9 protein-coding genes and 1 pseudogene are annotated in these 13,127 nt (G+C 60.5%); 5 read left to right on the forward strand and 5 right to left on the reverse strand.

Translation table 11 applies throughout. The features are described 5' to 3' along the window. Nucleotides 1–37 precede the first annotated feature (37 nt). Together AC3WMT_RS14025 and AC3WMT_RS14030 are read left to right on the forward strand one after the other, a co-directional pair. Nucleotides 38–2,074 (forward strand): sensor histidine kinase, encoded by a 2,037-nt coding sequence (locus tag AC3WMT_RS14025; protein WP_103303945.1) that lies wholly within the window; start codon nt 38–40, stop codon nt 2,072–2,074. Nucleotides 2,075–2,077: 3 nt separating this feature from the next. Beyond that, nucleotides 2,078–2,662, forward strand: a complete 585-nt coding sequence (locus AC3WMT_RS14030; RefSeq protein ID WP_103303944.1) for a cob(I)yrinic acid a,c-diamide adenosyltransferase — start codon at nt 2,078–2,080, stop codon at nt 2,660–2,662. Between the two features lie 120 nt (nt 2,663–2,782). Here AC3WMT_RS14030 and AC3WMT_RS14035 read toward each other — a convergent pair whose 3' ends face one another. From AC3WMT_RS14035 to secA, 4 genes are all read right to left on the reverse strand, one after another. Further along, nucleotides 2,783–3,730, reverse strand: a complete 948-nt coding sequence (locus AC3WMT_RS14035; RefSeq protein WP_103303943.1) for a Nudix family hydrolase — start codon at nt 3,728–3,730, stop codon at nt 2,783–2,785. Continuing rightward, complete coding sequence (locus AC3WMT_RS14040) at nt 3,727–4,359, reverse strand: glutathione S-transferase family protein (protein ID WP_103303942.1); 633 nt, start codon at nt 4,357–4,359, stop codon at nt 3,727–3,729. The genes AC3WMT_RS14035 and AC3WMT_RS14040 overlap by 4 nt, the downstream gene beginning before the upstream one ends. Before the next feature lie 178 nt (nt 4,360–4,537). Further along, on the reverse strand, nt 4,538–5,755 hold the full coding sequence (gene argJ, locus AC3WMT_RS14045; protein ID WP_103303941.1) for a bifunctional glutamate N-acetyltransferase/amino-acid acetyltransferase ArgJ: 1,218 nt from the start codon (nt 5,753–5,755) through the stop codon (nt 4,538–4,540). 121 nt (nt 5,756–5,876) lie between these two features. Next, nucleotides 5,877–8,612 carry a preprotein translocase subunit SecA gene (gene secA, locus AC3WMT_RS14050; protein ID WP_103303940.1) on the reverse strand — a complete coding sequence of 912 codons (2,736 nt, stop codon included), beginning with the start codon at nt 8,610–8,612 and terminating at the stop codon, nt 5,877–5,879. A gap of 308 nt (nt 8,613–8,920) precedes the next feature. Between secA and AC3WMT_RS14055 the strand changes: the two genes are divergently transcribed. Beyond that, nucleotides 8,921–9,376, forward strand: a complete 456-nt coding sequence (locus AC3WMT_RS14055; protein ID WP_103303939.1) for a DUF721 domain-containing protein — start codon at nt 8,921–8,923, stop codon at nt 9,374–9,376. Between the two features lie 143 nt (nt 9,377–9,519). Here AC3WMT_RS14055 and AC3WMT_RS14060 read toward each other — a convergent pair whose 3' ends face one another. After that, nucleotides 9,520–11,007 carry a helicase HerA-like domain-containing protein gene (locus AC3WMT_RS14060; protein WP_103304091.1) on the reverse strand — a complete coding sequence of 496 codons (1,488 nt, stop codon included), beginning with the start codon at nt 11,005–11,007 and terminating at the stop codon, nt 9,520–9,522. A 189-nt stretch (nt 11,008–11,196) separates the two neighbouring features. Between AC3WMT_RS14060 and AC3WMT_RS14065 the strand changes: the two are divergent. Beyond that, nucleotides 11,197–12,228 (forward strand): annotated as a pseudogene (locus AC3WMT_RS14065) (HAMP domain-containing protein); the annotation flags it as partial. 93 nt (nt 12,229–12,321) lie between these two features. Further along, nucleotides 12,322–13,086, forward strand: a complete 765-nt coding sequence (locus AC3WMT_RS14070) for a methyl-accepting chemotaxis protein (protein WP_371043227.1) — start codon at nt 12,322–12,324, stop codon at nt 13,084–13,086. Nucleotides 13,087–13,127: the final 41 nt, after the last annotated feature.

A 13,127-nucleotide genomic window follows, 5' to 3' on the forward strand; every position in this document is an offset into this window, starting at 1 on the left:
TACGCTGGCCACTTGTTCCTTTGCTGCGATAACCCTGATGCCATTGCGCCAGCGCCTCGAAAACCTGCCGGTCGGCCAGAAACTGCTGGCTGCCCTGCTGGTGCTGTTGACCACTGTCTTGCTGGTCGCCAACCTGACTTTTATCAGCGCCGCCTATTACATTTCCCAGGAAAGCATGGCCCCGCAGGCCTTGCAGACCATCGGCCGGTTGATTTCCAACCCGAGTCTGGTCAGTGAAGCCCTGCAATCGCCACAAAGTGCCGAACGCCTGCTCAAGGAACTCGACAGCTATTCGCCGCTGCGCGCCGCCGCACTGTATGACGGCAAAGGCGAACGGCTCGCGCAAGTGCAACACGGTGACAAACTCGCTCTGCCGGAACGCTACCGGCACATCGAAGCCTGGCAACTCACCGAGTTTCGCAGCAACCAACTGATCACCCTGCCCCGTCCCGGTACCGCGCCGGGCCATCTGCTGCTGGTGGCCAGTAGTGAGCTGCCGATGGCGTTCTACACCGGCACGCTGACGGCGAGCCTGGGCATCCTGATTTTCAGCGTGCTGTTGTGGCTGGTGATTGCCCGGCAGATCAAACGCCTGATCACCCGGCCGATCCATCAGCTTGAAGAGTTGTCCCGGCAGGTCACGCGCGAAGAGAACTACGCCCTGCGCGCCTCACGCGGCAATCATGACGAAATCGGCAGCCTCGCCGAGGCGTTCAACACCATGCTCTCGCGCATCGAAGCCCGCGAGCAACAACTCAAACGCGCCCGCGATGACTCACAAGCGGCTTACGATCAGGCCCAAGGGCTTGCCGAAGAAACCCGTCACACCAATCGCAAGCTGGAACTCGAAGTGCAGGTGCGCAGCAAGATCGAGAAGAAACTCACCGGCTTCCAGAACTACCTCAACAGCATCATCGACTCGATGCCGTCCGCGCTGATCGCCCTCGATGAGCAGCTCTACGTCACGCAATGGAACCAGGAAGCCAGCGCGCTCTCCGGCACGCGGCTGGACGAAGCGCTGAACCAGCCGATCTTTCTTGCCTTCGAACCGCTCAAGCCGTTTCTGCCGCAACTCAAGCAAACCGTTGAACAACACACCGTGGCGAAAGTCGAGCGCGTTACCTGGTTCAAGGATGATGAGCCCAAGCATTACGCCCTGACCTTCTACCCGCTGATGGGCGGTGCCGGCCGTGGTGTGGTGATCCGTATCGACGACATCACCCAGCGCCTGTCGCTGGAAGAAATGATGGTGCAGTCGGAAAAAATGCTTTCGGTCGGCGGCCTCGCCGCCGGCATGGCCCACGAAATCAACAACCCGCTGGGCGCGATCCTGCACAACGTGCAAAACATCCGCCGGCGCTTGTCGGCGGAGCTGCCGAAGAACCTCGAAACCGCCGAGCAACTGGGCATTGAACTGGACACGGTCAATCGCTACCTGCAAGGGCGAGAAGTCCCGCAACTGCTCGACGGTATTCAACAGGCTGGGGCGCGGGCGGCGAAAATCGTCACGCACATGCTCAGTTTCAGCCGCCGCAGCACTCGGCAAATGGCGCCGTGCGATCTGCCGGCACTGATCGATCAAGCGGTGGAAATCGCCGGCAATGATTTCGATCTGGCCATCGGTTTCGACTTCAAGGGTCAGGCGATCATCCGCCAGTTCGACCCGGCGCTCGGGCCAGTGCCAGGCACGGCCAACGAGCTGGAACAAGTGCTGCTCAATCTGCTGAAAAACGCCGCGCAAGCGATTCACCAGCGCGAAGACGACAGCGAGCCAGGACGGATTATTCTGCGCACCAAGCTTAATCCGCCGTGGGCGGAGATTCAGGTCGAGGACAACGGCATCGGCATGAGCGAGAACGTGCGCAAACGCACGTTCGAGCCGTTCTTCACCACCAAGGAAATCGGCCAGGGCACGGGCCTTGGTTTATCCGTGTCGTATTTCATCATCACCAACAATCACAAAGGGCAGATGGAAGTGCAGTCGGCGCCCGGGCAAGGCACCTGTTTCACCTTGCGCCTGCCGCTGACCCAGCCACTGCCCATCGCTGCCGAAACCAATCAACTGACGAGGTAACCCATGGGCTTTCGCCTGTCGAAGATCTACACCCGCACTGGCGACAAAGGCGAAACCGGCCTGGGCGATGGTCGCCGCGTGCCTAAGGATCACCCGCGCATCGAGGCGATTGGCGAAGTCGATACGCTGAACAGTCAGGTCGGCGTACTGCTTGCCGGATTGATTGCCGAGCGTGAAGCGACGCCCGGGTTGAATGAATTGATCGAGGTGCTGGCGCCTTGTCAGCATCGACTGTTCGACCTCGGTGGCGAGTTGGCCATGCCGGAATATCAGGCGCTGAACGCGGCGGAAATCGAGCGTCTGGAAGCGGCGATTGATGTCTGGAATGAAGAGTTGGGGCCGCTGGAGAATTTCATTCTGCCGGGCGGCTCGATGCTGATTGCGCAGGCCCATGTGTGCCGGAGCCTGGCGAGGAGTGCCGAGCGACGCTGTCAGCATTTGAATGCGATTGAGCCGTTGGCCGGGGTTGGCCTGGCGTATATCAATCGGTTGTCGGATTTGTTATTTGTGGCCGCAAGGCTGATTGCACGGCGGCAGGGGGTGGCGGAGATTCTCTGGCAGCCGGCGGCGAAACCCACAGGGATGTAGCGTCTGAACGGACGCCATCGCCGGCAAGCCAGCTCCCACAGGGCTTTGTGTCGTTCACAAATGTTGTGTAAACCCAAAAACCTGTGGGAGCTGGCTTGCCGGCGATGAGGCCAGCCGCCTTTACAAAGAATCAGGCCAGAATGCGCGAATCCCCGCCACACCCTGGGCCCCGCAGTTCCAGGCTTTTTCGCGCTCTGCCGGGCCAACTCCGCCCAACAGGAACACCGGTTTACTGAATCCCTCGATCAACGTCGAAGCCTGCTCCCAACCCAGCGGCTGCGCATCCGGGTGAGTCAGCGTCGGCTGCACCGGCGACAGGGTCACGAAATCCACACCCATCTGCTCGGCCAGCGCCAGTTCTTCGGCATTGTGGCAAGACGCTGCCAACCAGCGCTCCGCCGGCAATGGACGCCCCGCTGCCGCATATTTACGCAACTGCGCGGCGGTGATGTGCCAACCGGCGGACGGGAAATCTCCCAACCATTCGAATGGCCCCTTGATCATCAACTGCGCCTTGCCCGCGCACAGACCCGCCGCGTCCACTGCCAGATCGCGATACTTGGGGTCGTAACCGTTCGGCGCGCGCAGCTGGATCAATTTGATCCCGCCCGCGATTGCCTTCTGGATGCCACGCAGCAAGGCTGGCGTTTCGAGGTCTTCCGGAGTGATCAGGTATTCAGCGGGCAAACGCGCCGCCGCCACAATCGGCTGATTGGCGGCCGGGAACTCGTAATTCGCCAGCTCCTTCGCGGTGACCCAGGCCAACGGTTGACCTTCTGCGCCGTGGGGTTCGCCGCTGAAGCTCGACACTTCCCAGACATCCAGCAATACCTGTTTGTCGGGGTAGTCGTGGCGCACCTTGATCAAGGGTCGGGCAGCACCCACGACAATGCCCAACTCTTCGTGCAGCTCGCGGGCCAGTGCGGTTTCGACCGACTCTTCAGGCTCGACCTTGCCACCGGGAAATTCCCACAGACCACCCTGATGCTGGGTGTCGGCACGACGAGCGATGAGAATTTTGCCAGCCTCGTCACGAATGACAGCGGCGGCGACGTGTACACGTTTCACGGATTCAACTCCTCCAGTCCAGCCTTTTGCCAGGCCTTGAAGGCCGGCCATTGGTAGACGGTTTCAACATAGGCTGCGTCGGTGGCCGGCAACGTCACCTGATAGGTGCGCAGACGCACGGCAATCGGGGCGAAGAATGCATCGGCCAGGCTCACACGGCCAAACAGATACGGCCCTTCTTCAGTGGCGACGGCACGGCATTCGGCCCACAGCGCGAGCATGCGTTCGATATCGACCTTCACCTCCGGCGGCACCGGGTTCAGCGGCGCGTCGTGTCTGAGGTTGAACGGCATGTGATTGCGCATGGCGAAGAAGCCGCTGTGCATTTGTGCGCAGGCGGATCGGGCCTGAGCACGGGCGAAGAGATCGGTGGGCCAGAGCTGCTCGGACGGGAACTGCTCGGCGAGATATTCGGCAATCGCCAAAGAGTCGGCAATGGTGCCGCGGGCGGTTTTCAGCAGTGGCACCTTCGCGGTCGGCGAAAGCTTGAGCAGTTGCTCGCGGGTGTCGGGCTTGCCGAGCTTGATCAGCTCTTCGGTGTAGGGCGCACCGGTCAGTTCAACGGCCAGGGCGGCGCGCAGGGACCAGGAGGACAGCAGTTTGTCGCCGATGATCAGGTGCAGGGACATGGTTGGGTGCCTTCTCGTCAGGGAAACAATCCAGAATGTCTGGCGTCTGGTCGTCCGTCATCGCGGGCAAGCCCGCTCCCACAGGTAGTCTGGTGTGCGCAATATTTGTGAACGACACAAACCCCTGTGGGAGCTGGCTTGCCCGCGATGAGGCCGCAAGCCGCTCCCACCTTATGGATCAGGTGCGGTATTCGGCGTTGATCTTCACGTATTCATGCGACAGGTCGGTGGTCCAGATGGTTTCGCTGCAATCGCCACGACCCAATTCGATGCGGATGGTGATTTCTTCCTGCTGCATCACCGCCGAGCCCTGCGCTTCAGTGTAGGTCGCAGCGCGCGCGCCACGGCTGGCAATGCACACGTCGCCGAGGAACACGTCGATCTTGCTCACGTCCAGATCCGGCACGCCGGCACGGCCGACAGCGGCGAGGATACGGCCCCAGTTCGGGTCGGAGGCGAACAACGCGGTCTTGATCAGCGGCGAGTGCGCCACGGTGTAGCCGACGTCCAGACATTCCTGGTGATTGCCGCCGCCATTGACTTCAACGGTGACGAACTTGGTTGCGCCTTCGCCGTCGCGCACGATGGCCTGGGCCACGTCCATGCACACTTCAAACACCGCTTGTTTCAGTTTGGCGAACAACTCGCCTTCGGCACGGGTGATTTCCGGCAGCGCAGCCTTGCCGGTGGCAATCAGCATGCAGCAGTCGTTGGTCGAGGTGTCGCCGTCAATGGTGATGCGGTTGAACGACTTGTTGGCGCCGTCGAGCATCAGGTTGTGCAGCACATCGCGGGAGACTTTCGCGTCGGTGGCGATGTAACCGAGCATGGTGGCCATGTTCGGGCGGATCATGCCTGCGCCTTTGCTGATGCCGGTGACAGTGATGGTCACGCCGTCATGCTGGAACTGGCGGCTGGCACCCTTTGGCAGAGTGTCAGTGGTCATGATGCCGGTGGCGGCCGCTTCCCAATTGTTTTCCGAGAGATCGTCCAGTGCGGCTTGCAGTGCGCCTTCGATCTTCTCGACCGGCAGTGGCTCGCCGATCACCCCGGTGGAGTACGGCAGAATCTGGCTGGCATCGACGCCCGTCAGCTCGGCCAGTTTCGCGGTGGTGCGCTCGGCAGCAGCCAAACCAGGCTCGCCGGTGCCGGCGTTGGCATTGCCAGTGTTGGTCAGCAAATAACGCACGGCGTTGTGTACGCGTTTTTTCGCCAGAATTACCGGCGCCGCACAAAAGGCGTTCAAGGTGAACACGCCCGCCACGGTGGAGCCTTCGGCGCAGCGCATCACCACGACATCCTTGCGCCCTGGGCGCTTGATGCCGGCCGAGGCGATACCGAGTTCAAAACCGGCAACCGGGTGCAACGTTGGCAAAGGACCAAGACCAACAGCCATGAATGCGCTCCTTCTCAATGATGTCAGCACCGCCACTCGCAGCGACGGTGGTTTAAATGGCAAAACGCCGCGACGGCAGAAGCCGGTCGCGGCGCGGGTATCTCAGCGATTGAAACGGGTTTTACTGGATCTGCCCGTGGCAATGCTTGAATTTCTTGCCCGAACCGCAGTAGCACAGTTCGTTGCGGCCCAGCTTCTGCTCGTTGCGGACCGGGGCAGTGGCGAGGGCCACATCGACCTCCTCACCCAAGGCTTCCGGTTGATCGAGACCTGGCGCTTCGGCGTGTTCGAACTGCATGCGGGCGGCCAGCGCTTCGGCTTCCTGACGCAGGCGTTGCTCTTCGGCTTCCGGATCTTCGCGACGAACCTGAACGTGCGACAACACACGGATCGAGTCGCGCTTGATCGAATCCAGCAGCTCGGAGAACAGCGTGAACGACTCGCGCTTGTATTCCTGCTTCGGGTTCTTCTGCGCATAACCACGCAGGTGGATGCCGTGACGCAGGTGGTCCATGGTCGACAGGTGGTCTTTCCACAGATCGTCGAGTACGCGCAGAACGATTTGTTTCTCGAAGGAGCGCAGTGCGTCGGCACCGGCCTGATCTTCTTTCTCGTTGTACGCCGCCATCAGCTCGGTCATGAGCTTCTCGCGCAGAGTTTCTTCGTACAGGTGATCGTCTTCGTCGAGCCATTGCTGGATCGGCAGTTTCACGCCGAAGTCGCTGGCAATCGACGCTTCCAGACCGGCTACGTCCCACTGCTCAGGCAGCGATTGCGGCGGAATGTGCGCGCTGACGGTGGCGTTGAGCACGTCCTGACGGAAATCGGCGATGGTTTCGCCGATGTTGTCAGCGGCCAGCAACGTGTTGCGCATGTGATAAATCACTTTACGCTGTTCGTTGTTGACGTCGTCGAACTCGAGCAGTTGCTTGCGAATGTCGAAGTTGCGGCCTTCAACCTTGCGTTGCGCCTTCTCGATCGCGTTGGTCACCATGCGGTGCTCGATCGCTTCGCCCGGCTGCATGCCCAGAGCTTTCATGAAGTTCTTCACCCGGTCAGAGGCAAAGATGCGCATCAGGCTGTCTTCCAGCGACAGGTAGAAGCGGCTGGAACCGGCGTCACCCTGACGGCCGGCACGGCCACGCAGCTGGTTGTCGATACGGCGGGATTCGTGACGCTCGGAGGCGATAACCTGCAAGCCGCCGGACTCCAGCACTTGCTGGTGACGCTTCTGCCAGTCGGCCTTGATCTGGGCGATTTGCTCAGGGGTCGGGTCTTCCAGCGAAGCCACTTCCACTTCCCAGTTACCGCCCAGCAGGATGTCGGTACCACGACCGGCCATGTTGGTGGCGATGGTCAGCGCGCCCGGACGACCGGCCTGCGCGATGATCTCGGCTTCTTTTTCGTGGAACTTGGCGTTCAGAACCTTGTGTTCGATGCCTTCCTTCACGAGCAGGCTGGACATGTGCTCGGAGGTTTCGATGGTCGCAGTACCCACCAGCACCGGACGACCAGCGGCCATGCTTTCCTTGATGTCCGCCACGATGGCCGCGTACTTCTCTTCGGCCGTGAGGAACACCAGGTCGTTGAAGTCTTTACGCGCCAACGGTTTGTTCGGCGGAATGACCATGACTTCCAGACCATAGATCTGGTGGAATTCGAACGCTTCGGTGTCAGCGGTACCGGTCATGCCGGACAGCTTGGTGTACAGGCGGAAGTAGTTCTGGAACGTGGTCGAAGCCAGCGTCTGGCTCTCGGCCTGGATGTTCAGACCTTCTTTCGCTTCGATGGCCTGGTGCAGGCCTTCGGACAAACGACGGCCCGGCATGGTACGACCGGTGTGTTCGTCAACCAGCACGACCTGGCCATCCTGCACAATGTATTCGATGTTGCGGTTGAACAGCTTGTGCGCACGCAGACCGGCGTAAACGTGGGTCAGCAGGCCCAGGTTGTGCGCCGAGTACAGGCTCTCGCCTTCAGCCAGCAGGCCGACGCGGGTGAGCATGTCTTCGATGTATTGGTGACCGGCTTCGTTGAGTTCGACCTGACGGGTTTTCTCGTCAACGGTGTAGTGGCCAGCCTTGGTGACTTCGCCTTCGACTTCTTCGACGTGCAGTTCCAACTGCGGGATCAGTTTATTGATCTCCATGTACAGCTTGGAGCTGTCCTCGGCCTGACCGGAAATGATCAGCGGAGTACGCGCTTCGTCGATGAGGATGGAGTCGACTTCGTCGATCACGGCAAAATTGAGTTCGCGCTGGAATTTTTCTTCCATGCTGAACGCCATGTTGTCGCGCAGGTAGTCGAAACCGAATTCGTTGTTGGTGCCGTAGGTGATGTCGGCGGCGTACGCCTGGCGCTTCTCTTCCGGCGGCTGGAACGGCGTCACGACGCCGACGGTCAGGCCGAGGAATTCATACAGCGGGCGCATCCAGTTGGCGTCACGGCGGGCCAGGTAGTCGTTCACCGTCACAACGTGCACGCCCTTGCCGGACAGTGCGTTGAGGTAAACACCCAGGGTAGCCACGAGGGTTTTACCCTCACCGGTACGCATCTCGGCGATCTTGCCTTCGTGCAAGGTCATGCCACCGACGAGCTGCACGTCGAAGTGGCGCATACCCATGATGCGCTTGCCGGCTTCGCGGGCGACCGCAAAGGCTTCTGGCAGCAGCTTGTCGAGGGTTTCCCCTTTGGCGATGCGGGCCTTGAACTCATTGGTCTTGGCGCGCAATTGATCGTCCGAAAGGGCCACCATTTGCTCTTCGAAGGCATTGACGAGCTGCACCGTCTTGAGCATGCGTTTGACTTCACGCTCGTTCTTGCTTCCAAAAAGTTTCTTTAACAAAGGCGCAAACATATCGGCAGGATCTTCCACACTAAAGGGATGGAGGGCGGCCCCGTGAGCGTCGCCCGTGCAGCCCTCATGGCCGCATGCGAACGAGCATTCTACCCGGAAACGGAAGTGAGGAAAGTGGCGATGTTCCACGATGCTGGCACTGCGCTTTGACGGGGCTCACTTAAAATAGGGGCGTTTTGCTCAACTTCAAGTCATGAAAGGCAGAAGTTAGTCGTTGATTTAATGGGTAAAGCGGGGGCAAAAGCAATGGGCGAGTGATTTCGGCCTTTCTGCTACCATGGCGTTTCTGTTACTTCAGGTGTTCGATCATGGCATTTCGCCCTCTTACGGCCAGAGCACCCGCCGTTCTCCTGCGCGAAGCCAAGCCGCTCAAAGCCATCCTCGGCCATGCCCAACGGCTGGGGCATTTGCAACGCCTGCTCGAAAGCCAACTGCAACCCGCCGCCCGCGAACATTGCCATGTGGCGTCGTGGCGTGAAGGCAGCCTGTTGCTGATTGTCACCGATGGTCATTGGGCGACACGTCTGCGTTATCAGCAGAAGCGTCTGCAACGTCAGTTGCAGATGTTTGACGAGTTCGCCAGCCTGACGCGAATTCTGTTCAAGGTACAGCCGCCGACGGTGCAGCGCGGGGTTATCGGCAATACGATGGATTTGTCGACGGATGCCGCGGCAACGATCCAGGCGACGGCAGACGGGATCAGTGATCCGGGGTTGCGCGCGGCGCTAGAGCGGTTGGCGGCGCACGCCAAAGACAAGACCTGACCTCTATTCTGAATCTGCATGCAATTCCAATGTGGGAGCGAGCCTGCTCGCGATGAGGCCGTGTCAGACAACGTGGGTGTTGAATGGCACAACGTTTTCGCGAGCAGGTTCGCTCCCACATTTGGATCTCCAACAAAGTACTATCAGCGGCGTTTGCTGCCGCCGAGTAACGAACCCATCAGGCCGCGCACTAATTGTTTGCCCAAATTGTTGGCAGCCTGGCGCATCGCCGACTTCAGCGCCTGACCTGCTGCCGTACCGAGGAATTCCCCTGCCCTGTCGGCGAGACTTGGCTCTTCGGCCGCCGGCTTGCCTGCGGGCGTTTCAGCTTCCGGCGCCAGATCTTTGCGTCCCATCAGGATTTCATACGCCGACTCGCGATCAATCGGCTTGTCATAGCGCCCCTTGAACGGCGAGCCGGCAATCAGCACGGTGCGCTCGGTTTCGGTCAACGGCCCGATCCGCGATTGCGGCGGTGCGACCAGCACGCGCTGTACCATTTCCGGCGTGCCTTTTTCCGCCAGGGTGCCGACCAGCGCCTCGCCAATCCCCAGCTCCGTCAGCACCGACAGGCTGTCGAACGCCGGATTCGGCCGGAACCCGTCCGCCACGGCGCGTAGGGATTTCTGCTCCTTGGCGGTAAACGCGCGCAAGCCGTGCTGGACACGCAAACCGAGTTGCGCCAGCACATCGTCCGGCAAATCGGTCGGCGACTGGGTGACGAAATACACACCCACGCCTTTCGAACGGATCAGCCGCACCACCTGCTCCAACCGCTCCTGCAAGGCCTTCGGCGTATCGCCGAACAACAAATGCGCCTCATCGAAAAATAGCGCCAGCAGCGGTTTGTCGGCATCGCCACGCTCCGGCAACTGCTCGAACAACTCGGCCAGCAGCCACAACAGGAACGTCGCGTAGACCTTAGGTGCCTCGTGTACCAGACGACTGGCATCGAGCAGATGAATGCGCCCACGGCCGTCAGCCGCCGGTTGCAGGATGTCTTCGAGTTGCAATGCCGGCTCGCCAAACAAGGCTTCGGCGCCCTGCTGCTCCAGCGTCGCCAGACGCCGCAACAGCGCCTGACTGGAACCGGTGGTCATCAGCGCCGCGTCTTCACCCAACAGTTGCGGATTGTCCTTGAGGTGATTGAGCAGCGCTTTCAGATCCTTCAGATCCAGCAACAACAGCCCTTCGCGGTCGGCAACTTTGAACGCGGCGTACAGCGCCGACTGCTGGCTGTCAGTGAGTTCGAGCAGACTGCCGATCAGCAGCGGGCCCATTTCACTCAGCGTGGTCCGCAACGGATGACCGGACTGACCGTGAATGTCCCACAAGGTCACTGGATACGCCTGCGGCTGGTAGTTGAGCCACGGCATGCCGGCGATGCGCTCGGCGACCTTGCCCTGCGGATTGCCGGCGGCACCGAGACCGCACAGGTCGCCCTTGATGTCGGCGGCGAACACCGCGACACCAGCGTCGCTGAAGGCTTCGGCCAGACGCTGCAAGGTCACGGTTTTGCCGGTGCCGGTCGCGCCGGCGATAAGTCCGTGGCGGTTGGCCAGGCGCATGGCCTGGGCGATCGGTTGCCCCGCGAGATCGGCGCCGATTACGAGTTGCGATGAGTCAGGCATTTTGTCACCCAATGGTTAATCTTTATTTCGCGATGGCCGATAAATAGAGGCGAGAACCTGACTGAAAAGTCGGGTCGGACATTTCCCTAAGGAGAGACGGAAATATCAGCTTGTATTCACCCTTGCCCATATTGCGCGTCTTTATAAAAGCACGCCCAGGACATTAAGACCTTAGCGGAACCCCAAGCCATGAACAAAAATCTGCGCTTCAGCCATAAAATTTTGCTTGCCGCCGCCCTCATCGTCATCGCCGCTTTCGCCTCGTTTACGCTGTACAACGACTGGCTCCAGCGCAACGCGATTCGCGATGACCTGAACAACTATCTCAACGAGATGGGCGAGGTCACCGCCGGCAATATCCAGACCTGGCTCAGCGGCCGCATTCTGCTGGTCGAGAACGCCGCTCAGAACATTGCCATCAATCCCGAACCCGCCAACGTCGCCAGCCTGCTGGAGCAGAAAACCCTGACCTCGACGTTCATGGCCACCTACCTGGGCGATGCCACCGGCCACTTCACCATCCGCCCGGACGTGAAGATGCCGGACGGTTTCGATCCACGGGTGCGGCCTTGGTATAAAGGCGCCGAAACCAGCAGCACCTCGACCCTGACCGAACCGTACATCGACGCGGCCACCGGGCAGTTGATCATCTCCATCGCCACAGCCTCGAAAAAGGCCGGTCAGAGCGTTGGCGTGGTCGGCGGCGACCTGAGCCTGCAATCGTTGGTGGACACCCTCGCCGCCCGGGATTTCGACGGCATGGGTTATGTGTTCCTGGTCAGCGCCGACGGCAAGATCCTCGTGCACCCGGACAAAGCGCTGGTGATGAAATCGCTTAAAGAAGCGTATCCGCAGGACACCCCGCGCATCAGCAGCGACTTCAGTGAAGTCACCGTCGATGGCAAGACCCGCATCGTCACCTTCGCCCCGATCAAGGGCCTGCCGTCGGTGAACTGGTACATCGGCCTGTCGGTGGACAAGGATCAGGCCTTCGCGATGCTCAGCCAGTTCCGCACCTCGGCGGTGATCGCGACGGTGATTGCCGTGGCAATCATCATTGCCCTGCTCGGTATGCTGATCCGCATTCTGATCCAGCCGCTGCACGTCATGACCCGCGCCATGGAAGACATTGCCGATGGCGAAGGTGACCTGACCAAACGTCTGAACATCGTCAATAACGATGAATTCGGTGTTCTCGGTACGGCGTTCAACCGCTTCGTCGAGCGTATTCACGGCTCGATCCGCGAAGTGTCCTCGGCTACCGGGCAGGTCAACGAAGTCGCCCTGCGCGTGGTCGCGGCGTCGAACTCGTCGATGTACAACTCTGATCAGCAGGCTTCGCGCACCAGCAGTGTTGCCGCCGCGATCAACCAGCTCGGCGCCGCTGCTCAGGAAATCGCCCGCAACGCCGCGCAAGCCTCGAACCAGGCCAGCGACGCTCGCGGTCTTGCCGAAGATGGCCAGCAGGTGGTGGATCGCAGTATCAAGGCGATGAATCAGTTGTCGAGCATGCTCAGCGCGTCGAGCAGCAACATCGAGTCGCTGAACAGCAAAACCGTGAACATCGGCCAGATTCTCGAAGTGATCACCAGCATTTCCCAGCAAACCAACCTGCTGGCGCTCAACGCGGCCATTGAAGCGGCGCGTGCCGGTGAGGCCGGCCGTGGTTTTGCCGTGGTGGCTGATGAAGTGCGTAATCTGGCGCACCGCACCCAGGAATCGGCGCAGCAAGTGCAGACCATGATCGAGGAGCTGCAAGTCGGCGCCCGCGAATCGGTGAGCACCATGAGCGATAGCCAGCGCCACAGCCAGGACAGCGTGGAAATCGCCAACCTGGCCGGTGAACGCTTGAACAGCGTGACCCAGCGCATTGGCGAGATCGACGGGATGAACCAGTCGGTGGCGACGGCGACCGAAGAGCAGACGGCCGTGGTTGAATCGATCAACGTCGATATCACCGAGATCAATACGCTGAATCAGGAAGGCGTGGAGAACTTGCAGGCAACGTTGCGCGCTTGTTCGGATCTGGAGCAGCAGGCTTCGCGCCTGAAGCAGTTGGTGGGCAGTTTCCGCATCTGAAGATCAAAAGCATACCCCCTCACCCCACCCCTCTCCCCCAC

The organism is Pseudomonas sp. FW305-7 (assembly GCF_058786735.1).